The 26,495-nt window shown below is 55.5% G+C and carries 25 protein-coding genes; 10 read left to right on the top strand and 15 right to left on the bottom strand.

Translation table 11 applies throughout. From position 1 onward, the window contains the following. Positions 1–122: 122 nt before the first annotated feature. Positions 123–791 carry a DUF3313 domain-containing protein gene (locus BBB56_RS10525; protein WP_233593017.1) on the bottom strand — a complete coding sequence of 223 codons (669 nt, stop codon included), beginning with the start codon at positions 789–791 and terminating at the stop codon, positions 123–125. 461 nt (positions 792–1,252) lie between these two features. On the opposite strand from BBB56_RS10525, the gene yahO reads away from it, so the two are divergent. Together yahO and BBB56_RS10515 are read left to right on the top strand one after the other, a co-directional pair. After that, positions 1,253–1,522: a DUF1471 family periplasmic protein YahO gene (yahO, locus tag BBB56_RS10520; protein WP_123800908.1), complete on the top strand. Its 270-nt coding sequence runs from the start codon at positions 1,253–1,255 to the stop codon at positions 1,520–1,522. 485 nt (positions 1,523–2,007) lie between these two features. Next, positions 2,008–3,054 (top strand): SDR family oxidoreductase, encoded by a 1,047-nt coding sequence (locus tag BBB56_RS10515; protein ID WP_123800907.1) that lies wholly within the window; start codon positions 2,008–2,010, stop codon positions 3,052–3,054. A 45-nt stretch (positions 3,055–3,099) separates the two neighbouring features. On the opposite strand, the gene BBB56_RS10510 is transcribed toward BBB56_RS10515, so the two are convergent. The 4 genes from BBB56_RS10510 to BBB56_RS10495 form a co-directional block, all read right to left on the bottom strand. Further along, positions 3,100–4,398, bottom strand: coding sequence for a CitMHS family transporter (locus BBB56_RS10510; RefSeq protein ID WP_123800906.1), 1,299 nt, complete (start codon positions 4,396–4,398; stop codon positions 3,100–3,102). 285 nt (positions 4,399–4,683) lie between these two features. Next, entirely contained in the window at positions 4,684–5,814 is a 1,131-nt protein-coding gene (locus BBB56_RS10505) for an L-dopachrome tautomerase-related protein (protein ID WP_123800905.1), read from the bottom strand. A 17-nt stretch (positions 5,815–5,831) separates the two neighbouring features. Continuing rightward, positions 5,832–6,524 carry an RraA family protein gene (locus tag BBB56_RS10500; protein ID WP_123800904.1) on the bottom strand — a complete coding sequence of 231 codons (693 nt, stop codon included), beginning with the start codon at positions 6,522–6,524 and terminating at the stop codon, positions 5,832–5,834. Continuing rightward, positions 6,521–7,501 carry a hydroxyacid dehydrogenase gene (locus BBB56_RS10495; protein ID WP_123800903.1) on the bottom strand — a complete coding sequence of 327 codons (981 nt, stop codon included), beginning with the start codon at positions 7,499–7,501 and terminating at the stop codon, positions 6,521–6,523. Before BBB56_RS10495 ends, BBB56_RS10500 begins: the two co-directional genes overlap by 4 nt. Positions 7,502–7,595: 94 nt before the next feature. Here BBB56_RS10495 and BBB56_RS10490 point away from each other — a divergent pair, with 94 nt between their 5' ends. The 7 genes from BBB56_RS10490 to BBB56_RS10460 all read left to right on the top strand — a co-directional run bounded on the left by BBB56_RS10490 (position 7,596) and on the right by BBB56_RS10460 (position 13,939). Then, the gene (locus tag BBB56_RS10490) at positions 7,596–8,483 is read left to right on the top strand and encodes a LysR family transcriptional regulator (protein ID WP_123800902.1); all 888 of its coding nucleotides are present in this window, start codon (positions 7,596–7,598) and stop codon (positions 8,481–8,483) included. A gap of 121 nt (positions 8,484–8,604) precedes the next feature. Beyond that, entirely contained in the window at positions 8,605–9,018 is a 414-nt protein-coding gene (locus tag BBB56_RS10485; protein ID WP_123800901.1) for a DoxX family protein, read from the top strand. A gap of 40 nt (positions 9,019–9,058) precedes the next feature. Then, a complete protein-coding gene (locus BBB56_RS10480) occupies positions 9,059–9,724 on the top strand; it encodes a sugar dehydrogenase complex small subunit (RefSeq protein ID WP_123800900.1) in 666 nt (221 codons plus the stop codon). Beyond that, positions 9,711–11,303, top strand: a complete 1,593-nt coding sequence (locus BBB56_RS10475; RefSeq protein ID WP_123800899.1) for a GMC family oxidoreductase — start codon at positions 9,711–9,713, stop codon at positions 11,301–11,303. The genes BBB56_RS10480 and BBB56_RS10475 overlap by 14 nt, the downstream gene beginning before the upstream one ends. 2 nt (positions 11,304–11,305) lie before the next feature. Further along, positions 11,306–12,682, top strand: coding sequence for a c-type cytochrome (locus tag BBB56_RS10470; protein WP_123800898.1), 1,377 nt, complete (start codon positions 11,306–11,308; stop codon positions 12,680–12,682). Then, entirely contained in the window at positions 12,663–13,136 is a 474-nt protein-coding gene (locus BBB56_RS10465; protein ID WP_123800897.1) for a GlcG/HbpS family heme-binding protein, read from the top strand. Before BBB56_RS10470 ends, BBB56_RS10465 begins: the two co-directional genes overlap by 20 nt. 566 nt (positions 13,137–13,702) lie before the next feature. Beyond that, entirely contained in the window at positions 13,703–13,939 is a 237-nt protein-coding gene (locus tag BBB56_RS10460; RefSeq protein WP_123800896.1) for a hypothetical protein, read from the top strand. Between the two features lie 10 nt (positions 13,940–13,949). Here BBB56_RS10460 and BBB56_RS10455 read toward each other — a convergent pair whose 3' ends face one another. From BBB56_RS10455 to BBB56_RS10415, 9 genes are all read right to left on the bottom strand, one after another. Then, positions 13,950–14,180, bottom strand: a complete 231-nt coding sequence (locus BBB56_RS10455; RefSeq protein WP_123800895.1) for a hypothetical protein — start codon at positions 14,178–14,180, stop codon at positions 13,950–13,952. A gap of 70 nt (positions 14,181–14,250) precedes the next feature. Then, a complete protein-coding gene (locus BBB56_RS10450; RefSeq protein WP_123800963.1) occupies positions 14,251–14,733 on the bottom strand; it encodes a MarR family winged helix-turn-helix transcriptional regulator in 483 nt (160 codons plus the stop codon). Positions 14,734–14,916: 183 nt separating this feature from the next. Next, positions 14,917–17,184, bottom strand: a complete 2,268-nt coding sequence (locus BBB56_RS10445) for a xanthine dehydrogenase family protein molybdopterin-binding subunit (RefSeq protein ID WP_123800894.1) — start codon at positions 17,182–17,184, stop codon at positions 14,917–14,919. A 23-nt stretch (positions 17,185–17,207) separates the two neighbouring features. After that, a complete protein-coding gene (locus tag BBB56_RS10440; protein WP_123800893.1) occupies positions 17,208–18,200 on the bottom strand; it encodes an FAD binding domain-containing protein in 993 nt (330 codons plus the stop codon). Next, positions 18,197–18,685, bottom strand: coding sequence for a (2Fe-2S)-binding protein (locus BBB56_RS10435; RefSeq protein ID WP_123800892.1), 489 nt, complete (start codon positions 18,683–18,685; stop codon positions 18,197–18,199). Before BBB56_RS10435 ends, BBB56_RS10440 begins: the two co-directional genes overlap by 4 nt. Before the next feature lie 524 nt (positions 18,686–19,209). After that, complete coding sequence (locus tag BBB56_RS10430) at positions 19,210–19,485, bottom strand: putative quinol monooxygenase (RefSeq protein ID WP_123800891.1); 276 nt, start codon at positions 19,483–19,485, stop codon at positions 19,210–19,212. A gap of 68 nt (positions 19,486–19,553) precedes the next feature. Further along, on the bottom strand, positions 19,554–20,720 hold the full coding sequence (locus tag BBB56_RS10425) for a zinc-dependent alcohol dehydrogenase (RefSeq protein WP_123800890.1): 1,167 nt from the start codon (positions 20,718–20,720) through the stop codon (positions 19,554–19,556). Further along, a complete protein-coding gene (locus BBB56_RS10420) occupies positions 20,721–21,254 on the bottom strand; it encodes an SRPBCC family protein (protein ID WP_123800889.1) in 534 nt (177 codons plus the stop codon). Between the two features lie 131 nt (positions 21,255–21,385). Beyond that, the gene (locus BBB56_RS10415) at positions 21,386–21,682 is read right to left on the bottom strand and encodes a hypothetical protein (RefSeq protein ID WP_123800888.1); all 297 of its coding nucleotides are present in this window, start codon (positions 21,680–21,682) and stop codon (positions 21,386–21,388) included. 1,248 nt (positions 21,683–22,930) lie between these two features. On the opposite strand from BBB56_RS10415, the gene yddG reads away from it, so the two are divergent. Then, entirely contained in the window at positions 22,931–23,842 is a 912-nt protein-coding gene (gene yddG, locus BBB56_RS10410; protein ID WP_123800887.1) for an aromatic amino acid DMT transporter YddG, read from the top strand. A gap of 467 nt (positions 23,843–24,309) precedes the next feature. Here yddG and BBB56_RS10405 read toward each other — a convergent pair whose 3' ends face one another. After that, positions 24,310–25,188, bottom strand: a complete 879-nt coding sequence (locus BBB56_RS10405; protein ID WP_233593016.1) for a glycosyltransferase family A protein — start codon at positions 25,186–25,188, stop codon at positions 24,310–24,312. Positions 25,189–26,495 lie beyond the last annotated feature (1,307 nt).

Raw genomic sequence — 26,495 nt, 5'->3', positions numbered from 1 at the left:
TCCCTCCTGATAATGTTGATAGCAGAACCTTATCGGGGTTCTCAACATGACCAGGAGGGAGATGTATAGCTGTACTGCCTCGCTCCATTAACACCGCTTCCTGCAACAACTAATCTCTGCGCTTATTGACCCTGGAAATCCACAACATCGGCTACCATCACATCAATCGCGCCTTTAATATCTTCCGCAGTAATCGGCGCCTGACTGTTTGACACTCTGCTGCCATAGGCTTTCCTTACCACTTTCACCACGGGTTTATTGGTAGAGACATCCGTTAACACGGCCTCAATAAACAGGAAGGTATTTTGCGAGCGTTTGCCTGTCACCGTCATTGTCCCCGCGACGACAGCCGTAACGGGTAGAAACTCATAAAACTGTATATCTTTATTTTCAGCTGAGACCGCGGTAATAGCCGTCTTAAGCATTAAGCCCCCCTGATGCGGCTGACTGCTTAACGGTTTGTGTGAACTTACACCGCTTTTAAGACGCTGCTCTGTATACAGGCGAATTTGCTCAAGGGTAGCGGCACTGACGCGACTGTCAGGTCTGGGGGGCGGATAATAGACGACCGGAGCAAAATAAATGTCTTTGTATTTATTTATATTGAAATCTGGAGCAACCCAGCGCAGCACCTCCTGACCAGACGAGGTTTTGACCGGCTTCAGATTCGAATAGTCACCTAAAAAACCCGAATAATCGCTATTCTCAGCCACCTTAGACGAACAGCCTGCAAGCGTCAGGCAGAGCATCATTGCGCTAAGTTGTATACACGCTTTCTTTGAGATAATCATTTTACCTCCAGGATGAAATGAATTACATCATAGCCATATAACCCTTCTCGATTATAAAGTAATTTTTATTGGCACGCTCAACTTTCTTCCCCTGGATAAAAAATCCATCAACATCACAAAAACACATTAAAGAAGAGGAGCGCCGCATTAAAAATGTCAACATCAAATAAAAAAACCTTATAACAACCCCTGTCGCTTATACATAAAACACGCTAACCAGCGCCATTTTCGTTTAGCTAAGCCTCTCTGATCGATGCAGAAATCCGTCCGTATCAGGAAGGCTGACAGGTCCAGATAAAAACGGGAAAACCCTCCCCGGCAAAACAGAATAAAAAATACGGCCACTCTCACAAAAACCAGACTAACAGGCAGAAGCAAATAGAAGGTTAACACGCTATCGTCTATATATTATTGTGGCAACAAAACTCATCCGTGACATCATGTTCATAAAGGAAACACAAATGAAAAAGGTGATTATCGGCACTATCGCCTGTACCTTCGCATTCAGTTCATTTGCCGCAGAAATGATGACAAAGAATGATTTTGAGAAGGTAAAGGATCAGTACGAAAAAGTAGGCAATATATCGACTTCTGGTGAAACCAGCGCCGCTGATGCGAAGTCAGAATTATCAAAGCTGGCTGATGCTAAAGGCGGGGACATTTATGTCCTCTCGTCGGGCAATACCAGTAATAAAATCCATGGTACGGCTGACGTCTATAAGAAAAAGTAAGTGATTAACGCATAAAAGCGTCAGCGCCATGCGAGCACCCCTGGCACCCTGTTTTTTGCAGGCTATTTCCCGCTTGTCGCCCGCTGTCTGAACCGCTGTCGATGTCTGTATCACAGCGCCCGGTTACCGCGGGCGCTGTTATGTTAACCTCTAATTTAACCTGCCTGCATTCAGGACATGCCGCCTGTCGCTTATCACCGTATCGGCGACATTTTCATTAGCGCTTCCTTTCTGACAAATAGCGGCCCGCCCTGTCGCAGCGAGAAGATCGCTCTCTTTTTTGTGCATCCATCCCCTTTGGCAGCGCTTTACCTTTTCCCCTGAGCGGCGCGCTTTTATCGCAAAGAGACGCTGGGTAAGCGCTCCGCAAACCGCGGCCAGGCAGAAAGAAAGAGACGTTTTTCCGTCAGGTTGGCTGCTGGCTTCTAGAATTAATGCGTCAAAAAATGACGCAGACTTCTTTTTAACACCGGATGGAGAGAGAGATGAATAACAGGCATGTCCTTTTAGCAGGTGCCAGCGGCGTTGTCGGCTTTGCTGCGCACGATGCTTTCCAGCAGGCGGGCTGGCAAATTACCACGCTTGGCCGTTCGCCACAGAGTCCTCACGCGTCCGCTCATCTCAGCGCCGATCTGACCTCGCTGGATGACCTTCGTAAGCACCATGCCGCCTTTGAGTCTGTTAGCCATATCTTTTACGCCGCCTTGAAACAGGATGCCGATCCCGGCGTGGAAGCGGATATTAACGCGCAGATGTTTGAAAACCTGGTGACGGCGGTTCGCGCTTCCGCGACGGCGCTGAAACACATCATTTTTATTCAGGGCGGCAAGGTCTACGGCGCGCATCTCGGCGTGTATCGCACACCGGCGCGCGAGGAGGACAGCCGTCATTTTCCACCTAATCTCTATTTTCGCCATGAAGACTACGCCAGAAAAATCGGTGATGAGACAGGCATTGGCTGGACCGCGCTGCGTCCGGATATTGTTATTGGCCACTCATTTGGTTCGCCAATGAATCTGGGCAATCTGATTGGCGTATATGGCACAATCTGTCGTGAAACCGGCACCGCCCTCCACTTTCCCGGCCCGGATGAGGCCTGGCGCCATACCCTGGTGAATATTACCGACAGCCGCATCCTTGGCCAGAGCGCCATCTGGGCGGCAGAAAATGAAAAATATGGCGCCTTTAATATCACCAATGGCGATGTTTTCCGCTGGAGCCATGTGTGGCCAAAACTGGCTGAGTGGTTTGGCGTGCCTGTCGGCGAAGCGCAGCCGATTTCGCTCAGCGAACGGCTCAGCGCGCTTAAACCGCTCTGGGCGTCAATTGCGGATAAGGCGCAGCTGAAAGAGCGTGATATTGACCGGCTGGCGCTGGGCGGCTTTGGCGATTTTATTTTTCATGTGCAGAAAGATGCGATTTTCGATGTCACCAAAGCGCGGCAGCAGGGCTTCGACGCAATGATTAAGCGCTCTGATGAGGTGCTAATAGACCATCTGGAGGCGATGCGGAGCAGCAGGTTAATCCCCTGAGAAACAGAGGAACAGCAGTGTGCAGCTGTTCCTGATAACCCGTCCTTACTGCGCCGCGCTCTGATAAAAAGGGAAAGCGCCCAGCAGAAGGCAGCTGCCCAGAAACACCATGCTGGTAATAAATGACCAGCGCAACGTAAACCGCTGTGTCTGGGCGTAATCCAGTTTTAGCATCCCGACCAGTAAATAGGTGGAGGCAACCAGCGGGCTGAGGATATGCACGGGCTGTCCCACCAGCGCGGCACGCGCCATTTCTACCGGCGCGATCCCATAATGCCCTGCGGCCTGCACCAGCACGGGCAACATGCCAAAATAGAAAACATCATTCGACACCAGCCAGGTGACGGGCACGCTGATTAGCGCGGTGATCACCGCCAGATAAGGTCCCAGCGCCTCTGGAATAATATCTACAATCGCCTGCGCCAGCGCATTGGCCATGCCGGTCTCGGAAAAAATGCCGGTAAAGACTGCCGCAGCGAAAATCAGGCTGGCGACCGACAGAATGGCTGGCGCATGACGCGCCAGCTGCTCCTGCTGCTGACTGAGATGGGGAAAATTAACCAGAAAGACGATCGCCGTCGCCAGCATAAACAGGTAGGCCATTGGCATAACATCCAGCACCAGCAGACCAATTAAGGCAACAGTGACAGCCCAGTTTGTCCAGAAGCGCCAGACCACGCAGGGCTTTTCTTCCAGAGTGATGTCATGGCTGCCCGCCGTGTCGCGACGCCATCCGAGGCGTGACCGCTCATGCCGTCCCAGGATCCACGCCATGACAAATGTCCAGACAACACAGGCCAGCAAGGGCAGCAGCAGAGGAACAAACAGCGTGCTGGTTTCTGCGTGTACGGCGGTTGCCGCCCTGGCCGTTGGCCCGCCCCAGGGCAGCATATTGCCTAATCCCGTGCACTGGAGCAGCAAGCAGGCCGCCTTCAGCGTTGACAGACCGGCACGCTTATAAATCGGCAAAAAAGCGGACAGCACGATCATATAGACTGTCGCCCCGTCGCCATCCAGCGCCACGATAAACCCCAGCAGCACGGTACCGGTAAAGATCTTCACCGGGTCGCTGTCCACGGCGGTCACGATACGCCTGATAACGGGATCGAACATACCCGCATCGGTCACACTCATAAAATAGAGCATGGCGAAGATCAGCATCACACCGGTTGGCGCCACCGTGCGCAGGCCTTTTATGACCATATCGCCTGTCTCGACACCAAAACCGGCAATAAGCGCAAAAAAGGTCGGCACCACAATTAATGCTGTCAGTGCAGAAAGTTTTTTGGTCATTAATAAGCCAATAAAAAGGGCTATCATGAGCAAACTGATAATCAGCAGCATAGTTTTATCCTGTTGCAGGTAGGGTCGCGTTTGCCTGAGACAAACGGGAAACATATCGGAATAGTTAATTAAAACAGTGGCATTAATGTTATTATTGGGAATTATTCTGTTAAAAAACAATGAGTAAAACAACGACTAAAACATTCATCCCTGTGCGCCAATTCATATTTTCAGAAAAATTAAATTTACGGATGGTGATAATAAACAGGCGTGAAATTTGAAAATCAGGCGCATTTTATTATCGGGTTAATAAAAATTAACCGGCCCGGCTAACGGGCCGGATGATTACTGATGATCGCGAGGCGAAGGCTGAATGGGTAAATTCAGGCGATAAAGTTTCACCGGGTACGCCACGGTTGACGGCTTTCCTGCGGTCGTCGCAGGCGTACGGTTAATTTGCGCGGAAGGCATCCACAGCTGCCCCTGTGAAATCCACATTGCATCAATCCAGACCAGTCGCGGGTCCTGCACCACCGTACTGATGTCACCCTGCGGCGTGATGCGCTTTACTGAGCGGGTATTAATATCGGAGGCATAAATGTTGCCCTCTGCATCAATCGCGGTGCCGCCCGTACTCCAGGTCTCCACGAATTTCTGCGTATGGCGCGCCACCTCCTGCTCAGACAGAGACGCATCGTTAAGATAGCGCGTCTCAATTCGCGCCATGGGTCCCGGAATCGCCTGATAGTAGAGCCACTTACCATCTGGCGACACTTCAAGCTGATCCAGTCCGACACGCTTCTCCCGCCCATCGCGCAGGAAGAGCTTTTTGCCATCGGCATAGATGGGCTGATGGTCAATGGAGAGGGGATGATTATCCAGCACCCGCCAGCTCTGGCCGGTTTTCAGATTCAGCACCACCAGTCCCACCGCGCCCGGATCGGTGATATAGGCGAAATCTCCGTTGAAGCGCACGTCGTCAAGATAGCTTTCAGGCTTCAGCGTCGGCGCGCTGAACAGATAGCTCGCCACCACTTTGCGCTGCTGAATATTGATACGCACCAGTTTAGCGCCCTTTTCTACCGCCTTATCGCCGGTGCCTATGCCTTTATTACCTGCATCCATCACCCACAGGTCGCCGTCCGGACCAAAGCGCAGCGCATTGACGTGGAGAAAGTGATGGGCAGGGTCCAGGCTCTCCCACCGGTTCCACGCCTCGTCCGGCCAGGACTCGATTTGACCGTTTTTGACTTCGACCAGCTGCGGTCCCTCGCCTTCCGATTGCGTCAGCGAAGCGAAAATACGTCCTTCAGGGCTAACGGTGACGCCATTCCAGACGCGCGGGGACGTCTCTGCCTGCTGTAACCGGCTGTCCTGCTGCGTGGGCAACTCAACCGGCAACCGATCGAGGGCATAAACCTGGCAGGTCGTGACCATCGCCGCCAGCAGCGACGCCAGTTTGATTCTGCTTTTCATTTTTCTTTCCTTTTTTATTACAGCGGGCAGCCTTTAGCGCGTAAAACGGCGTTGAAGCGTTCCGGATCGGCTGTTCCACGACGATTGGTTTCACGTATACGCGCTTCGCGCTGCTCATGCTCACGCACGCGAGGCAGGAGCGACGCCAGCTGCGACAGGGGAATAGCGATCACGCCGTCGGCATCAGCGACAATCAGATCGCCGGGGCTGACCACCAGACCGGCACACTGAATGGTGACGTTGATTTGGCCAGGCCCTTCTTTGCTCGGCCCACGCAGCGTATTGCCGCGCGCCCAGACCGCCACTCCGCCTTCGGCCCATTCGTTCACGTCACGAATGGCGCCATCAATGACAAAACCAGCAATCTTTTTAGCGATGGCCGAGGTTCGCATCAGCCCGCCGATCAACGCCTGGGTCAAATCGCCCCCGCCGTCAATCACCAGCACATCGCCAGGCTGAGCCATTTCTATCGCCTTGTGGATCATCAGGTTATCTCCCGGACGGACTTTTACCGTCAACGCCGGGCCACACAGGACCGAGTGGGGGTCGTTATGCCAGGCCGTCAGGCCCAGCGCGCCGCACGAACGCCCCATACAGTCACCAATATTCGGGACCGGTAAACGGCGGAAAGCGTCGATGGTGTCAGCATCTGGCACGCCGTCGCGTTGCCCGATAAAGTAGCCCGCAGGCCAGTCAGCAGAAGTTGTCATGAGGGTTCCTTAAGCACGGCGCGATTAACGCAGGTCAGGGGATCAATGGCGACTCCCCGGAGGTAATTGAGGCACTGACGAGCCGCATAGAGGGCAACGTTATCCAGCGCCTCAGGTGTGGAGCCGCCAATATGCGGCGTGATCAGCAGGTTATCCAGGGTGCGAAAAGGGTGATCGGCAGGAAGCGGTTCGGTTGCCACGGTGTCCAGGCCAGCGGCAAACAGCTGACCGCTGCGCAGCGCCGCATCCAGGGCCGCTTCATCGATCAGCTCGCCGCGTGAGGTGTTAATTACCAGCGCGCCGGCGGGAAGCAGGGCGAGCGTGCGGCCGTTCAGCATCTGACGCGTTGCGGCATTGACCGGGCAATGCAGGCTAAGCACGTTGCTTTGCGCTAACAGCGCGTCGAGCGACGCAACCTGCTCATCGGGAAAAATTGCCTGCTGGTTGCGTACAGCCGGATCGTAAAAGCGTACCCGCATACCCAGCGCACGGGCGACACGGGCGACACGCTGACCAATCTCTCCCATCCCCACCAGGCCCAGCGTTTTACCGTTCAGCTCAATGCTGCTGCCGTTGCGCGTCCAGCGGCCGTCGGCAATTTCCTGCTGCAACCAGCTGATGCGGCGTGCGGCGTTAAACATCAGTCCCAGCGTCAGCTCCGCGACCGCCTGGGCATTGGTGCCGGGCGTAGTGAGCACCGGGATACCGAAACCTGTTGCCGCCTCGACATCGATATTGGTGACGCCGACGCCATGTTTGCAGATCACTTTCAGCGACGGGCAGGCGGCGATCGCAGCCCGGCTGAGCGTAACGGTGCGAGAGATCACCGCGTCAAAAGGGATACGCGCCATTATGCTTTCGACGTCAGCCGCCTCCTGGCCTTCGTGCAGATAGTGCACTTCACATCCCGCCTCTCTCAGCGCGCGTTCTCCTCCGGCACCTAAAACCGGTGCGGTCATCAGGATAGTCCAGCTCATGTGTTACTCCCTTGTTAATTTTCATCTAGCCTGGCAGGATGAAACGATAAAAAGTATTCACGAAATTTTATTAATTGATTCCTGAGAGGAATGGATGGAGCTGAAAGATCTGAATTACCTGCTGGTGGTGCGAGACACAGGGCATCTTGGCAAAGCCGCGCAGGCCCTTGGTATCACCCAGCCCGCGCTGTCAAAATGCATCCAGCGGCTGGAAAAATCGTGCTCGACCAGGCTGATTTTGAAGATCGGGCGCGGCATTAAACTCACGGAGGCGGGGTTACTACTTTGTGAACGCGCTCAAAAAGTTCTGCATCTGATGCAGGTTACCCGGCAGGATCTCAACGCGCTGGGGTCGGGCGCGGCCGGCGTGATTCGGCTCGGCGTGGCCGCGACGGCGGCAGAATTTATGCTGCCCCATTTAACGCGTGAACTGTTGCAACACGCCCCGACAGTGCTGCTGGAGGTACAGGTGGGCCTCAACGATCTGCTGCAGTCGCGGCTGCGCGAAAACAAGCTGGACCTGATTCTTGGATACTTACCTCAGGAAAATCATGAGTTTGTTACCCGGCCGCTGACGGAGGACCCGGTGGTGGTCGCGGCCAGCAGCCTGCATCCGCTGGCTGGCGTGCACCCTACTCCGGAGCAGTTGAACCAGTTCCAGTGGCTGCTGCCGTCGTCGCAGGTCGCCACCCGCCAGTGGCTGGAACAGCGGCTACGCAGCGGCGGCTACGCCCCGCCGCGCGTGCAGATGGAAAGCAATACGCTGTCGCCGCTGCGCCAGGTTCTGGCCCAGACGCACCTGCTGAGTTTTCTGTCGCGTCGGCTGCTACACGAAGATATGACACAGCATGCCCTGATTGAGATCCCACTGCCGCTGGTGATGATGCCGCGCACATTCGGCTGGCAGTTTCGCTCGCTGAGCGAACTGACGCCTGCCGCGCGGCTGCTGGTGGATCTGGCTGAAAAACGCTGGCAGTGGTAACCCCCACGCTGAGCGATTCCCGTGCGGTAAAAAACGCTTACCGCACAAAAAGTCAAAAAAAAAGTTTATCGGGACGCTTATTTTAAAAAAATAACAACCTCTGATCCGAATAAATAATATTATGCAAAAAGTTAAAAACAGCATTTGGGTGCTGTCGCGCCTGTTTGCGGTCGGCCTGTTTTTTACGTCCGGACTTGATAAAATATCAGGTTATGAACAAAGTTTAATTATGATGCGCGAACAGGGCGTATCAGGCTATTTTCTCCCCTGGGTTATTTTACTGGAAGTCGCAGGAAGCATAGCCATAACCGCTGGATTTTTAACGCGTTTCACCTGCGCGTTTATGGCTGTCTTTTGCCTTCTTTCCGCCTTTATTTTTTACCCTGGCTATTCTCATGCTCACCTGATGGTCTGGCTGAAAAATACGTCATGCTGCGCAGGTTTTTTACTGTTATTAATTCATGGCGCAGGCAACTGGAGTATTGATAACTGGCTAACCACACGCATTAAAAATAATAAGCGCGTCGCAATTTAAAAAAATAATTCTATTTTATCGACCTCTACCCGGAGTAAAAATGAACAGGCGGACTTTCCTGCGCATGATGCTTGCATCAGGCATGATTATTAGCGTACCCGTTACAGGCTTGGCGGCGGCGGCCGCTGAACCCGAAAATACGTTCCACGCCGTTAGTCAGATCTTAACGGGTCGGCAGCAGCTGGATAGGGCCATCAGCCAGCGGCTGTATTCTCTGTTAGTCCGGCAAAATCCCCTGTTTCCTCAGCAGCTCGCCCGGCTGACGGAACGGCTGCGTCACAGCCACGATCTCTCGCCTGACGCCACGCTGGCGGCATTGTCTGATGAAGAGGTCGCCACCGCGCTCGCCATTATTGCCCCCTGGTATCTCGGCTATACCGGCGATCCGGCGACCACGCGCGCCACCGATGATGCGCATTTCGTCAGTTTTCTCTCTGCGTTGATGTATGAACCGACCGCAGATGTCACGCCGCGCCCGTCTTATTCACAGCGGGGCAGTGATTACTGGCAGGCTGTGCCGGAAGGCGTCAGCGCGCCACCGATGCCCGCGACCATTCATGCCTGGGGCAAGGCGTCGCCGCGCGCGGCGTCTCAGATTGCCGAACCACATCCCGCCTGGCTGGCGATGGTTGAAGGCCGTGCCAGCACCTGGACGGACGCGCTGCGTCTGATTGAGCGCGAGGGGGGATCTCATGACGCAATATGACGCCGACGTGGTGATTATCGGATCGGGCGCACTGGGCGCAAACGCGGCATACCAGCTGGCAAAGGCGGGCAAATCGGTGATTATGCTGGAGGCAGGTCCTTCTGTTCCACGCTGGAAAGTGGTAGACAATTATCGCAACAGCGCCAGCAAACGGAACTGGTGCGCCCCCTACCCTGACCTTCCCTGGGCGCCCAACAGCTATAGCGAAGGGTACATCGACGCGCAGGGCGACGACGATTTTCACTATGTGACCAGCTTTCTGAAAGTGGCCGGTGGCAGTACGCGTCACTGGGCTTCCGCCTGCTGGCGACTGCTGCCGAACGATTTCAAGCTCAAAAGCGTGTATGGCGTCGGGCGCGACTGGCCGATTGCCTATGACGATCTGGAACCCTGGTACCTTCGCGCGGAACGCGAAACTGGCGTTGTCGGCACCGCCGATGAGGATCAAAGCGGTCAGGGACGCGATGCTTTTCCGCCGCGCTCCGCGCCCTATCCTCTGCCGCCGGAAGCGAAACCTTACATGGTGCAGCGCGTACAGGCGAAGCTTGGGCCGCTGGGCTATCAGGTGATCCATGAGCCGCATGCGCGCGTCTCACGCCCTTATGACGGTCGTCCCGCCTGCGCCGGCAACAATAACTGTGAGCCGGTCTGCCCGATAGGGGCGATGTATTCAGGCGATATGCACGTTGAGAAAGCCGTGGCGCTGGGGGTCGAACTCCGTACCGAGTCCGTTGCCTGGAAACTGGAGAAAGGGGCTAAAAACCAGATTGTCGCCGTGCATTACCGCAAGCCTGATGGCCGCGATGTGCGGCTGAGCGCGAAAGTTTTTGTGGTGGCCGCGCACGGGCTGGAGACACCCAAGCTGCTGCTGATGTCAGAGGTGGCAAACAGCTCCGATCAGGTAGGCCGCAACCTGATGGATCACACCGGTCTGAGTATGACCTTTCTGGCTGACGAACCGCTCTGGACGGGGCGCGGCTCGGTTCAACACGGCAGCATCGTTACGCGCCGCGATGAACCCAGCCGCGCGCGGCACTCCGCTATTCGCTACTCGCTGCGCAACCTCGTCCCGAATATTGACGTGACGCCTCCCTTGCTCAGGCAGGGGCTGATGGGGCGCGAACTGGATGCGGCCATACGCGATCGGGCCTCGCGCATTATGAACATCAGCACCATGAGTGAAACTTTACCCAGCCCCACTAACCGGGTTATCCCTCATCCTACCCGACGCGATGCGGCAGGCTTGCCGACCTTACAGGTCAATTATCAGCTGGACAGTTATGTACGCGGTATGCGCCCTCAGGCCTACCGGGATTTCGCCAATTTCCTGATGGCGTTTAACGGCGAGATGGTCGAAGCGCCAACCGGCTGGCGCAACCAGTATCACATCATGGGAACCACCCTTATGGGCGATGACCCGCATGACTCGGTGGTGGATGCGCACTGCCGCAGCTGGGATCATCCCAATCTGTTTCTTGCCACGACCGGCGTCATGCCTACTTCTGCCACCGTCAATCCGACCCTGACAGGGATCGCGCTGGCGCTGCGCCTGGCTGATACGCTGATTCAGGAGCTGTGATCATGCGAACGGCTATCCTGCTTCTTCTGTTGATCCCTGCGCTGACGCAGGCGCAACCCGACAAGGCCAGCCTGCAACGCGGCGCCTATCTGGCCATCGCGGGCGACTGCTCGGCCTGCCATCGTAACCCTGATAACGGCCATCCTTTCTCCGGCGGCTACCGTATCTCGTCCCCGCTGGGCGATATTATCGCCACCAATATCACCCCATCGAAGGTTAACGGCATCGGGAACTACACGCTGGCCGATTTTCGTCGCGTGATGCGTGAAGGACGGCGGCGAGATGGCGGCTATCTCTATCCCGCCATGCCCTATACCGCCTTCGCCTCGCTGACGGAAAGCGATATTACTGCGCTGTATGACTACTTTATGTTCGGCGTCGCCGCCGAGGATCATGCCGTACCCGCCACGCAGCTCCCTTTTCCTTTTTCTGTTCGATCCACGATGGCGCTATGGAACGCGCTGTTTCTTTCGCGAGAGCACCTCGCCAGCGGCAGCGCTGACGCTGTCAGCAGCGCGCGTGGCGAGTATCTGGTTAAAACCCTGGGGCACTGCGGCAGCTGTCACACGCCGCGCAATCTGATGATGGCGGAAAAAAGCGACCATTTTCTGCGCGGCGGTCATGTCGGCAGCTGGCAGGCGCCCGATCTGACGCAGGCTCGCCTTTACGACTGGACAGAAGCCGATCTGGCAACCTATCTGAAAACCGGTTCGCTGCCAGGCAAAGCGGTGGCGGCCGGAGAAATGGGGACGGCGGTGGAAAACTCTTTTTCACGCCTGAATGATAACGACAGACAGGCCATTGCCCGCTATCTGCTGACGCTGGGTCAGGCGCCTGCCGACCGCCTGACAACACGCCTCCCGAACTCAGGCAGTCTGACCCGCGTCGAAACCGGTCCAGCAGCGTCGCTCAGCCGCGCGATCGATGGCCAGCAGATGAGCGGCGCGCAGCTCTATAACGCCGCCTGTGCAAGCTGCCACGGCGCAGAAGGTGAAGGAAGCCACGATCGGCCGCAAACGTTCCCCAGACTGACCGGTTCCTCTGCGGTGACCAACGTCGATCCTGCCAACCTGATTATGACCGTGGCGGAAGGCGTAAACCGGACCACTGCCGCTGGACACGCCTTTATGCCTGCGTTTTCCAACCAGATGAGCAGCAGCGAGCTGGCTCGCCTGCTGGATTACGTCGCAACGCAGTTCGGTGATGGCGATCGGCATATTACTGAAAAACAGGTGTCGCAAACGCTGCACCATCCCCGGCATAACCCCTGGCTGCAAGGCGCACCCTGGTTAGGGTTATGCGTACTCGCTCTGCTGTGCCTGGCGGTATGGCGCTATCGTTCTCAAAAAAGGAGTCAACATGAAGAGATCTCTCTGTAGCCTGTGCTGTGTAGTAGCCTCGCTGTGGGCCACCACGGCCAGCGCCACGCAGACGCAAACCATTCTCAGCGCCAGCGACGCGCAGCAAATTCTGGCGCGCGCCGGGAAGGAAGCGCAGGCTTTAAAAGCGCAGGTCTGCATTGCCGTACTGGATCAGTCCGGTCAGCTGCTGGCTTTTACCCGTATGGATAATGCGCCGCCTGGCTGTATTGACTCATCCATTCAGAAAGGACGAGCAGCGGCGCTTTATCGTACCTCAACCGATAAATATATGGCGCGTGTCAACGGGGCAGAGCCTGCTATAGCCACGCTGCCCGGTATGGTGCCGCTGGGCGGCGGCGCGGTGGTAAAGGTCAACGAGCAGGTCACGGGCGCGGTTGGCGTAAGCGGAACGGCGAATCCCGCTGAAATTGCGATTGCCGATGCGGGCAGCAAAGCGCTGGGCCATCCCTGAGCGCCCTGCTGCGTCAGCATCAACGGTCGCCCTTTCTGCTGCGCAACCGTCTGACCGCCGGCTGGCCCGGCTGTTGCTCTCTGCCATTTCGACCGGATTTCCGCAGCGAGGGCGCGCTCAGGCGCGCCTTCTGCGACGGCAGTGCGCGGATGAAGGCGTTGTGCAGCGAAGAGCAATATCTTCCAGGGGAGAATATGGCCCACTGGTTTCCCCACCGCCGGCCGCCAGGCTCGTCTCCGCTGTCGGCATCCCCTTTTTACAGGCTAACAACATCCCCCTCCAGCCTTAGCGCTTTTTAGCGCTGCTCAGATCACCCGGTTCAGGTGCTCGCTAAAGCGGTCAGGGGGGTTAAAAAGTCAATGAGCCGCAGGTCATGCGGCAGGAATGTAAGGGACAGGGGCAGGAAATTCCTGGCGCAAACAGGTTATAAAGTTGATAAGATTTTAGCGTGCGGCAGGAAGCAGGCCCTTTTACCGTCAACATGAAGAGGTTAACCGGTACAGGCAGCGCCTGAATAAAAGGTTTTCACCAGGCATTCAGAATGTAACTCAAGAACAGATGACAATATGAGCATAAAAGACGAAGAGAAGCTGACCAATATAGTTATAGGCGAAGCGGTGATGGCGCTGTTGCAGCAGGGAACGCCCGTTTTTGCTGAACAGGTTGCCGAGAAACTGAGGAGCATGGCCGCGTCGGAAAGCGACCTGAACAGAAAACAGGCCTGCGAACGCGCGCTGGCTGAAGTGCTAAACGGCTCGGATGCGCAAAGCAGTCAGCAGGACGGCACCGCCAGCCTTCACTGAGTGAAACCCGCTACGAGGGCACCTTTGTCGCAAGAAAGCTCAGCGCATCGTCATACTCTTTTTTAAGCAGTATGTCAGCGCTTTGCCCGGCATGCTGTTTCAGCAAATCGCTGAGGCTGGTCAGCTCCAGCGGCCGACCCGCGTTAAGCAGTTCAGCGGCCATCTGCCCAATGACGGCATGAATATCGTCCAGACTCTCCGCTTTTTCAGTGTTCAACACGTCTTTGTCTATTCTGCTCATTGTTGCCAACAGCCCTGTTCAGTTTTTCAGGAAAATTTCAGCAAGGCGTCAGTGTCCCTGCGGTGCGCGCTCAGGGAATCGCCTTAATCAGCTTTTGCCGCAACGTTGCGACCCTGCGCGTCAAATCAGTTAACTCTTCAAGCGGGGTGTCCATTACCGAAATCATATCGGCCGGCACGCCAGCCGCCTGCGCTTTTAGCTGCTGCCCGGCTTCCGTCAGGGTTATCATCACCCTGCGCTCATCCTGACCGACATCCCGCCGTCTGCTGATCCATCCCGACTGTTCGAGTCTTTTCAGCAGCTGACTTAAGGTACCGGAATCAAGATGGACGCGAGCGCCCAGCTCAGAAACGGTCACATTGTCGGTTTCCCACAGCGCCAGCAGCACCAGATACTGGGGATAGGTCAACCCCAGCGGCTTCAGGCGTGACTGATAAAGTTTGGTCATCGCCAGCGACGCTGAGTAGAGCGCAAAGCAGAGAAACTGATCCACCGTGACGGGCGCATCGCCTTCCGGCATCGACCCGCAGGTTTCGGGTAAGTCATCGTTCATATCATTGCCATTTTCTGTCTGCATGCGAATGCCAGACCGGGGGCATTCGTTTCGGCGCTGATAATATTGAACTAAATTAAATTGATGTCAATGTAATACCCTGTCAGTCTCGCCCGGTGCATTTTATCCGTCAGTACAGGATGGCCCGGAAACGGCGATGCCGGGTAGCATCGCCGAATGGGGTCAGTCGATTAACTTATCCAGAGAAAGGGGTAAATCGCGCACGCGTTTGCCGGTGGCGTGATAGACCGCATTACTGATGGCCGCGGCCATGCCGACAATGCCCAGCTCGCCGACCGCTTTACCGCCCATCAGCGTGGCGTGGTAATCCGGTTCCCCGACGTCAATGGCAATGATGTCCGGTACGTCCGCATTCACGGCTATCAGGTAATCCGCCAGATTGTTATTAATGACGCGGGCATTGCGCGGATCGATAACGCCGCCTTCCAGCAGCGCCTGCCCCAGCCCCATCACCATACCGCCGATCCACTGGCTGCGCGCCAGCTGAGGATTGTAGAGACGACCGCTGTCAAAAGCAGAGACCATCCGCCTGACCCGCACAGTGCCGAAATCTTCATCGACGCGCACTTCCACAAAGTGTGCGCCCCAGCTGTGTGCGGAGAACGCCTCTGGCCGCGTCATCTTCGACATGGAATGCACCGCCTGGTCGCGATCCTCTTCGCTCTCTTCCTCGGAGAAGGTGCCGGAGAGCACCGACAGCGTCAGCGAGTCATTGAGCGCCACCAGTTTATCGTAGCGGATGGCGCGGTCAGGCTGCTGCTTCACGCATACCGCGCCTTCACGCAGGATAAGCCCATCGCGCTCGACCTGAAACAGCGGCGAGTCCGGCGATTCCGTTGCCAGCGTGAAAAGCTTGTCGCGCATGGCCTCTGCCGTTTTATGCACCGCCGCCGTCAGGTTGCCCGCCAGCTGCGAACCGCCCGCTACGCCCGCGCGCGGCAGATCGCTATCCCCCAGCTCCACGCGAATTTGCGTTGAGGGGATCTGTAATACCTCAGCCGCGGTCTGCGCCAGAATGGTATAGGTGCCGGTACCGATGTCCGCGCCTGCGCTCTGCACCACCAGACTGCCGTCGCGGTGAAAAATCAGTTTTGCCTCAGCGGGCGAGCGGCTGACCGGGTAGGTCGCGGTCGCCATGCCCCAGCCAATCAGCTCGCGCCCTTCCCGCATCGAACGCGGCGCCATGCTGCGCTTCTCCCAGCCAAACGCCGCCGCTCCCGCCGCATAAGCTTCTTTCAGGCGGCGCGTACTCCAGGGCGCATCAAGCTGATAATCGCGATCGGCCCAGTTGCGCAGGCGAAACTCCAGCGGGTCGATGTCAAGCGCACAGGCCATTTCATCCATCGCCACTTCCAGACCGTAGGTGGCTGGATTTTCCCCTGGGGCGCGCATCCAGCCGGGGGTGACGGTATTAATCGCCGCGACGTAGTGACGCGAGTAGACGTTCGGCACCGCATAGAGACGACCTGTCACCTTGTTGGTTGCTTCGGCGAAGGTATCAATCAGCGACGTATCGCTCAGGCCGTCATGAATAATCGCCAGGATTTTGCCATCGCGCGACGCGCCCATCTCCAGATTCTGAATGGTGGCCGGGCGGCCCCCCAAACCGGTAAAGGTTTGCGGACGGGTTAATGAGACTTTGATCGGTCTGCCCAGCGCGCGCGAAGCGACGCAGGCGAGCGCCACGTGAGTATAAGGCACCGGCTTGGAGCCAAAACCGCCTCCCACGTAGGGGGAGATAATACGCACCTGTTTCTGCTCGATGCCAAGCCATTCCGCGATCTCCGTCTGCGCGCCCATTACCCACTGGCTCGGCTCCCAGACCGTCATGCGATCGTCCTGCCAGGAGGCGATACAGGCGTGTGGCTCCATCGGCACGTTATATTCGCGCGGCGTCGCGTAACGACCGGAAATTCGGACCTCAGCCTGCGCCATGGCCTGATGAGCATCACCCAGATCGATGTTGGTTGCGCTGCTCTCCTGACGCTCTGCGCGCGGATCGTCCGGAAAGACCAGCGCCGGCGTGGTTTCATACTCAACCTCGACCAGGCTGGCGGCCCAGGTTGCCTGCTCGAAGGTTTCCGCCACCACCAGCCCGATGTTCTGACCGTTATGAATAATTTTATCGTCCTGAATGGGCGTATAGGTGGACTGGGCCGCGCCGCCGTCCGCGATGGCGGTGGGCTTATTGATTTTCAGGCTGTTAAGGTGGGTATAAACCGCCAGTACGCCGGGCGCCTGACGCGCTTTCTCCGTCTCGATGCGGGTGATACGTCCGCTGGCGACGGTGGACTGAATAACCACGCCGTGCACCACATTCTCCGGCTGGTACTCAACCGCATAGGTCGCCTGACCCGTTACTTTTACTTTACCGTCCCCACGCGAGCGCTTCTCGCCCAGCGCCTGATAACTCTTTTCTGCCGTATCCATTATGATTCCTCTGTGTTCGACCGTTACGCCATGCCGCCCGCTTTCATCAGCGCACGGGCAATGGCACGCGGCGCCAGCAGCTTTTTATGCTGATTCTGCGGCAGTAGCTCAGCATCCTGGACCACCAGCTCAGCGGCGCGGCGCAGCGTCTGCTCCTCAAAGGGCTGCCCTCGCAGCGCGCCTTCGACGTGACGCGCGCGCCAGGGCTTAGTCGCGACGCCGCCAACGGCGACGCGCAGATCGCGGATGCGGTCGCCATCCAGTTCGATACCTACGGCAGCGCTGGCGGCGGCAAACTCATAGGAGCTGCGGTCGCGCACTTTCAGATAGTGGGAATGGCGCAGCGCGGCCGTTAACGGCAGCTCTACCGCCACGATCATTTCATCGGCCGCCAGATCGTGTTCCAGATGCGGCGTCTGGCCCGGCAGCAGGAAAAATTCGTCAATGGGAATGCGTCGCTCGCGCTGCGCCGCGTTGCGCACAATCACCACGGCGTCAAAAGCGGTCAGCGCTACCGCCAGATCGCCGGGATAAACGGCAATGCAGCTGTCGCTGGTGCCTAAAATCGCATGATTGCCGTTAACGCCGTCGCGCGCCGCGCAGCCGGAACCGGGCTGTCTTTTGTTACAGGCGGAAAACGTATGTGGATCGCGAAAGTAAACGCAGCGGGTACGCTGAAGCAGATTGCCGCCGATAGAAGCCATATTGCGCAGCTGCGGCGAGGCCGCCTGCCACAGGCTGTCATAGATAACCGGCGCAAGGAGACGACAGCGGGCGTGATTTTCCACCTCGCTCATGCGCGCCAGCGCGCCGATACGCAGGCTATCGCCGCTGAGGTCGATTTCCCGCATGTCGGTCAGCTGGTTGATGTCAATCAGCGCGTCAGGCTGTTCGACGTCACACTTCATCAGGTCGATCTGCGTGGTGCCGCCCGCCAGAAAACGGCTGCTTTCACGCTGTTTCTGCCGTAGCGCATCATCCGCACTGCTGGCGGCAACATAGTCAAACGGATTCATGTTGCCTCCTGGCTGAGATCGACAGCAGCCTGCTGAATGGCCTCTACGATGTTGGGGTATGCGCCGCAGCGGCAGAGGTTGCCGCTCATATATTCGCGGATTTCCTCCGGGGAACCGGCATGGCCTTCGCTAATGCAGGCCGCGGCAGACATAATCTGCCCCGGCGTGCAGTAGCCGCACTGGAAGGCATCGTGCTCCAGAAAGCGCGCCTGCACCGGATGCAGGGTGCCGTCAGGCTGCGCCAGCCCCTCAATCGTCGTCACCGACTGGCCGTTCGCCTGGGCCGCCAGCGTCAGACAGCTCAGCACGCGTTTGCCATTGATATGTACGGTACAGGCCCCGCACTGGCCCTGGTCGCAGCCTTTTTTGGTGCCGGTGAGCGTCAGATGCTCTCGCAGGGCATCCAGCAAAGTCACCCTGGGATCCACCAGCAGCGTATGCGGCTGCCCGTTGATCTCCAGTTGTAAACGCAAATGTTCAGACATAGCTCGTTTCCAGTGTTTAACGGGTTTAAAAAAGGGGGAGTCATGCACGTTATGGGGAATGAATAGTGGTGTGCAGTCCGTTAAGTCTAGACGGCGGAACGGAAGCGGGATCGCCTGATTCTGCAAATCTGTTGCCTGATTAACGCGACGGCGGCGCAGGAGAGGGACATTTACAGGTGGCTGAACAGCGTTTCGTGGTTATCCGGCAGCGCAATACGCGCGGATACCAGACTATTGCCGGCACAGGCATTGCCCATCCGGTAGCCGGTTTCTGAACGGCGGTGCAGATACCAGAGCACCCTGGCGAGGGCAACGGCTCATTATGGAAGCGATTGCGTCCGTTTGCGCCAGCGGTATTGTTGCGACGGATGTGGGCGGTACGGCAACCACTACGGATATAACCCAGGCCGCGGTGGCGTTTATTGATTTCAGAACCACGGTCGCCGAGGCGGTCTGATTAGCCTGTCGCCTGTGAACAAGGAAGCTGCCTGAAGGGCGGCTCCTTGTTCACAGAACGGCATCGCTCAGCTAACCTCGGCGATAACGTACTCTCTGGCAATCCCACGGGTTTCTTTACCCCATGCCGAGGCTTTCGTTCTTGCCTGATGCGCGTCGAAAGTCTCCTGACAGCTAAACAGCTCCTCCACTGACCAGATAAGCGGATCGTTCGTTTCCCTTACCTCAAAAGAGAGACAGCCGCTCTCTGCCTTCGTCAGCCGGGTATGTTCCGGCAGATAACGGCGCACCCGTTCTGCCTCTTCAGGATGTAAACAAACTAAACGGCCAGTGAGCTTAATCATTGTTTTCCTTTCCATCGCCTCAGGTCTCACCTTTCTACACCACCCTGAACCAACGTAAAAGAGAAACCTCAGGGCGCAAAGATGGCTCGCACGCAGCCGTCCTCTTTGTTTTTAAACATTTCATAGCCGCGCGGCGCATCTTCCAGTGAGAAACGGTGGGTCGCCATAAACGCCGGATTCAGCTCATTCTTCGCAACGTGTTCCAGCAGCCGGTGCATATAGCGCTGTCCGTGCTGTTGCGCGGTGCGAATGGTGAGGCTTTTATTAATCATCAGCCCCAGAGGAAACTTATCCATTACGCCGTAAACGCCGAGAATAGAAATATTACCGCCTTTGCGACAGACGTAGAGCGCCTGACGCAGCGCTGCGCCGACGTCCGTTTCCAGATGCAGCAGCTGTTTGGTTTTATCATAAACCTGACTCAGCCCCTCGCCGCGCGCTTCCATCCCCACCGCATCAATACAGCTGTCCGGTCCGCGCCCGCCGGTCAGCTCCAGCAGTGCCTCGTTAATGTCAACCTGGGTGTAATCGAGCGCGATACTCCCGGCGTAGTCACGCGCCATCGCCAGCCGCTCCGGGTAGCGATCAATACCGATGACCTGATGCGCCCCCATCAGCCAGGCGCTCTGCTGCGCCATTAAGCCTACGCCGCCGCAGCCCCAGACCACCACCGTGTCGCCGGGATGAATATTACAGAAATCGGCGCCCATATAGCCTGTCGGCACGGCGTCAGAGAGAAACAGCGCCTGTTCGTCCGTCACCCCTTCAGGGATGACAAAGCAGTCATTATCGGCAAAGGGCACGCGAACATATTCGGCGTGTGAGCCGGCGTAACCGCCGAAGGCATGGCTGTAAGCGTAGATACCGCCGGTAGCATGTCCCAGCACCGTCTCGCCTTTTTCCCACTGGGGATTGGTGTTGTCGCAGCAGGAGGGAAGATGGTGCTGACAATACCAGCAGGAGCCGCAGGAGATAAACGACGGTACGACGACCCTGTCGCCGCGGCGAATATGTTTCACCGCGCTACCGACCTCGACCACCTCGCCCATAAACTCATGACCGAGAATATCGCCTTCGCGCATACTGGGGATCAGACCGTCAATGACGTGCAGATCGGAGCCGCAGGTGGTGGTGAGAATAACGCGAATAATAGCGTCGTGAGGATTAAGCAGGCCGGGATCGGCCACGGTTTCGACGCTGAGATCGTTTACGCCGTTCCAGCAAAGTGCGCGCATTTATTTCTCCTTATCCTGACGTTCGGCATGTCGGCCAGCAGGCTGACCATCCAGCGTGGGGATCTCGCCGGTTTCGGCCAGACTTTTAAAACGGTGCAGCGCTTTGCTGAGGATCTCTTTCGGCAGGAGGTCGAAAAAGGTCGTGACCTTTTTACCCAGCGCGCCGCCGGGCGGCGTAAAGCGCATGGTCAGCGCCAGTTCGGTCCCCCATTCGCCGGGCGCCGGGCGCAGCAGCAGTTCGCCCTCATTAGGCACATCGGCTCCCTCCAGCGATTGCCAGGCAATAATCTCACCTGGCTGCGCCTCGATAATACGGCTCTCCCAGGCATAATGTTTGCCAAGCGGCCCGTCGACCTGCCACAGCGCATCGCTTTTGTTAACCGGCGTCACGGTTGCAAAGTGGCTCATGATGCGCGGCAGGGTGTCGGGCTCCAGCCAGAGAGCAAACAACTCGGTGGCAGGACGGCCAATGGTTATCCAGCGACGAAGCGTTACGATCTCGCCCGCCGCTTCAGGTTGTGATTTTTTAGCCAAGCGTTCCCCCTCAGGCTTTAACAGAGCACGGTTAATTTGAGTTAAGTCCAAGGGAGAAATAATGCGAGCGCACCCGCAGGAAAAAATATTTACTGACTGGTGAAAAAAGCCGGGAGAATTCCCGGCGGGTTTTATGGCTGGCTGTTCTGCCAGTGCTCTTCGCAGCGCGCCCTCGCCTCGGCAGGCAAATCGCGCAGCTCCGGCAGGCTGTCGCCCGATCCATAGTCCATGGCGACGGCGACAGCTTTCTGCTCGTCTCTGGCAGCAAAGGTCAGCTTTTCATCCAGCTTCTGCCAGTCGCCATCCTGCAGACGATAGATCACCGCGTAAACAGGCGTTTTTTCGTCATCGCCATAAATTTCATATTTCTGCACCGGGGCATCGTCAGGACCAAAATGCAGCGTGTCGATCAGTTTGCTATCAGCCATTGTTCCTCCTCTGTGGTTAAGAGTAAGGGTAGTGTAAAGATCAGAAGCAGGCTGAGATTGCGCCTCCGGCATAAAGAATGCCTGACCTCAGCTCACGGGCGGAAGACGCATCCGCCACCTTATCTTGTGCCTCGCCAGCCAGCCGGGCACAGTTCTGTTTACAGATGAGAATAAAACAGATCTGTACGGCGAGGAGATGAAAGCGAGCACGCCTGCACCGTTCTGAGACAGCGTTGCCTGCCTGCTACAATGGCTTGCGCTGTGAGCCTGACGGCTGGCGAAAGATATTGCCGCGCCGCGCTTTGCAGTAGGATATCTAAACCGGGCTCCCATCCTGTTATTCCTGAGCGGCAGGCGGCGCGAATGATTGCCGAATCTGAACGACACAGTGCCACTAACCTTGTGGCCAGAAAATTACCTGATAAGCCATTTTATACCGCCGGAATAAACGTGGTGGATTTTTGAGGTTCCGCAACGCAGAACGCGAGATTTATGCCCTTTTAATCAGGATGTTACCGGCGTATTCATCCCGGTTTCCGATGGTGATTTTCAGGCTGAAAAAAGGCAGGAAAGAGGTGATAGCCAGTCGCCAGAATCGCCCAGGCTCCAAAAGAAAGCTGTTAACTGACAGGCCCCTGGTCAGTCATTATTCCGCCGTTCGCTGGATTAAACGTTGCGTTGTCACTTAAGGAGACTTACCAGTTTTATAACGCCCGTCAGCGATGTTAGCTGGCTTCTCGCCGATGCCTGCATCCGCAGGCATCGCAAAAAGGCATGTTATCCCGACAGGCCTGGCCGCTGCCTTTTACCGCGCAACAGCAAAGTACTTTTCCCTGCGGCGCTGAGGTTCACGCGCAGCCACAGAGAGAGTGCGAGTATCAATCGCCCATTGCCCTGCGTTAGCCCTGGGTTATTTCAAGGCTAAGAAATCAGTAAAAGCTTATAAGGCTTCGCACCGGACAGGAAAGCGCTGCAAAGCACACTAGCGTCATTTTTATCCCGGTCAGGATGATGACAGCAAAAACCATAAAATCGATTTTGTCTGCAATGAACAATATTCTATACATATCATTAGTTTAACAGTCATGATATTTTCGGGGGCAGACAGAAAACGCGCAGGTGTCTCCTTTCCTGGCGACTGAAAGATTTTACAGCCGCGCCGGGGTTCAAGGCAGACTTCCCCCTGCATCTGACAACGCGGTTTGCCGTATCGGTGAACGTTTTTGACTTGAACAAAGGTGGCGGCTTATGTCCCCAAAAAAAGCGACGCTGACTGGCCTGGTTGCCATTCTGCTATGGAGCGCGATTGTTGGACTCATCAAAAGCGTAAGTGAGGCTTTTGGTCCGGTGGGCGGCGCAGCCCTGATTTACAGCTGTAGCGCCGCGCTACTGCTTTTTTCTCCTGGCTTTCCTGACCTGCGCACCTTTCCCCGGCGCTACCTGATTATTGGCAGCATACTCTTTGTCAGTTACGAGATTTGTCTGTCGCTGTCGCTTGGCTTCACCCATACCGGTCGTCAGGCCATTGAGGTCGGCATGGTGAACTACCTCTGGCCGGGTATGACCATTGTACTGGCCGTTATCGTTAATCGTCAGAAAACCAGTCTGATGATTATTCCTGGAATGATGCTGGCGGTAGCTGGCGTAGGGCAGGTTCTTAGCGGCGACCGTCCGTTCTCGCTGAGCGAAATCAGCGAAAACGTCATGAATAATCCCTTAAGTTATGGGCTGGCGTTAAGCGGCGCGATTATCTGGGCGGTTTACTGCGTCGTCACGAAAAAAATCGCCAACGGCAGCAACGGCATCACACTTTTCTTTATTTTAACGGCGCTGACGCTATGGGCGAAATTTCTCCTTTCGCCTCAGCCCGCGTTTGCCCTATCCCCTCAGGCGCTGATCAGTCTGGCGCTGGCCGCCATGGCGATGGGCTTTGGCTATGCGGCCTGGAACATCGGAATACTGCACGGGAATGTTAACCTGCTGGCGGCGGCCTCCTATTTTATTCCGATTATCTCGTCGGTGCTGGCAGCCTTCATACTGGGTTCCCACCTGACATTTTCGTTCTGGCAGGGTGCGGCGATGGTATGCCTGGGATCGTTGATCTGCTGGTGGTCAACGCGAGCGCCGGAGAGCAAAAAAGTGAGGCGCGAACTGCCCTGATCGCGATAGCTCGCCCGCAGAGCAGAAGCGGCGGGCTGCGATCCTTAACTCGACGGCCGTGAAAAGACGTACCCGGCTGTTTCTGTCTTGCAGCACAGCCTTATTTTCCCTTGTGCTGATGCGCTGCGGCGCGATGGATAGCGCAACCGGTGTCCATCGCGCGGCAATACATAGCCGCATATCTTTACGCCGCATCGATTATTTTGAGTTGTTCGCCCGCACTCTCCCCTGTCACGAACGCTGCGCCAGCAGCTGGGCGCGCATCAAAACGCACCTGCGCAATACCCGGTCATGCGCACAAATTCAGCGGGGGTGGCTGATAAAGGGTTTTTCGCTTTCGCGCCGCTCCACGAGACGTCGTAAATCATGAAGGCAGCATTCGCACAGATCGGCGTCCGTCTCAACCAGCCGGCGGAAAAAGCTGCGTTGCACTCCGCACCCGCGGCAGCGGCGATACAATATTTTCTTCATTTTGCCGCCAGAGGATTCAGCCATCGCCACCACCAGAGCGGTCGCCAGTAACGACGAAGAGCAGGCAATGCAGCGGGACGCCGCACACCCTGCGCCAGCGTGACCCAGTCAAAGTTTAAAAACAGGCGGCTGTGTCCGTACTCCTTGCCATACAGGCTGCACTCTTGTTTTTTTCGCAGGTCAACGGGCGTGTTAGCAGACAGATCGCGCGTCAGGCTGTGGTAGCTCTCTTGCCGATCGAGCGTTCTTTCGTAACACCAGACCTTTTTTGGCAGATAACTCTGTCGCGATCCCTGATACTTCTGGAACTTCACGAACCGGTAATCTTCAGCGCCGTAGTTGCCGCTAAACTCTTCATCGTAGCCATAGAAACGTAAAAAGCGCGCGCGGCTCATAAAGAACAGATTGGCGTGGCCTTTATAAAGTGACCCATCGGGTCTTTTGCGCCACATTTTATAAAAGTTTCTTCCAGGATTGGGATGGTTTGCCAGATACGCCAGCGTATCAGGCGGAAAGGCATGATCCAGATCGGACATCAGTATTTTATCGGATTTCGCAAAGGTGACGCCCAGATTGCGCGCGCCCCCCTGATTCCACGGAATATCCGTCGTAACCCTCAACCAGCGAAAATTCAAATCTAGTTCAGGCACGTCATATTTCAACGGCGAGCAGTCATCGACAATGATAAACTCTGTTCTGTCAAGAATATCGGCAGGATATGATTCATACTGTTTAAGCAGGGTTGTAATTGAATCAATGCTTTTTTGATTGCAGTAGAAATGCGTGATGCACGTCAAATCAATATGTGATTTATCGGCGGCGTGTTTATTATCGGATAATCTTCGACAAACATTTAACATATTATTAGTATTCATAGTTAAGCAAAAACTGTCAGCATAATTTAATCAGCGCTATGCTAAAGCATTATCGATGAAATGATAAGCGCTAAGCACCACCTTGCGTTAATTTAAAGATAAATTAAAATAATTCAAAACAGGCAGCATCATTTGTTCTATGATGACTATACATTTCCTGTGCAGACGACCCTCACGCCCTGACTAAAAGATTGACATTGTTAAATATATTAAAAATCACACCAGAGTGTTATCAGCGCATAAGACATAATGAGGAGAGGAATATCAGCAGGTGAATATCCATTTCGTCTCGTATCACAGAGGTTAAATAATCAGAAATCTGAAATATTGAGATAAAACCCATAGCCATAATGGACCAGCCACATGGTCATGTTACGTTTAAACGTTAGGTGCTTGTAGCGCTTGAGTGCTAATATTTTTCATCTTAACGGCAAAGTTAAAAAATAACTTACTAAGACAGAAAGATATGATTAGTTCATCTAAAAATCTCAGCGCCATCATGTTTATCTGGAGCCTGGCGGGCTTAGCCTTTTTGATTTTTATGATTAGCCGCATTCACGCCAGAGGAATAGTAGAGACGGCCGAGTGCCTGTTTAATAAAAGCCCGGACGATTACACTGACTGGTTTACGCATCTGCCACAACTTATTTACAGAGTGTTATTTGAGACCTGCGATCATAATTACCGCTGAAAATGCCTAGGCGTAAATGGAATGGAAAAAAAAGCGTAACAACGCGTGCCACTTGATAAGAATTAACCATACCAGACATCCGGCAGATCCGTAGAGAATCAAAAAAAGAATGATGTTTGTCACTTTGTCTGAGAATCGCATGGGCACTATTTCCGGCATAAATAAAACGACCTCACCAAAATGACAGATTTAATCAATAGCTCATTTGACATATAATGCTTTTGATGAGTGACATTATCCGATAATGAGCATAAATATCTCTTCAACGCTGGACAGTGTTCAGTACCTCGCTGTTATTTCGCTGAACGAACATGATCTTCGTCAAATTCATTCTCCTTCCTGGCGAGCTGAACATAAGAGCGCACGCTATCAATTCCGAATCAAAGGTAAACGTAACCTGTAAAGAATCAGCAGGCTCTGAGGGTGTAATGTTCAGGTAAAGAGTGACGGTTGCGCATTAGTGCGCTTTGCCGGATTCAGCTTTCCCGATGATATATTGTCTGACCTGAACCGTCTTGCGCTTGCGCGGCCAGCTTTTTCAGGCTGAATATCCTGCTCATCGCCACAAAGCGAATACGCCAGACTGTCTCGACTCATCTCTTATGCCGCAGGCGGC

This window comes from Candidatus Pantoea deserta (assembly GCF_003813865.1).
GTDB lineage: Bacteria > Pseudomonadota > Gammaproteobacteria > Enterobacterales > Enterobacteriaceae > Pantoea > Pantoea deserta.
The sequence above is the reverse complement of the archived record's forward strand: the minus strand, read 5'-3'. Positions and strand labels throughout refer to the sequence as shown.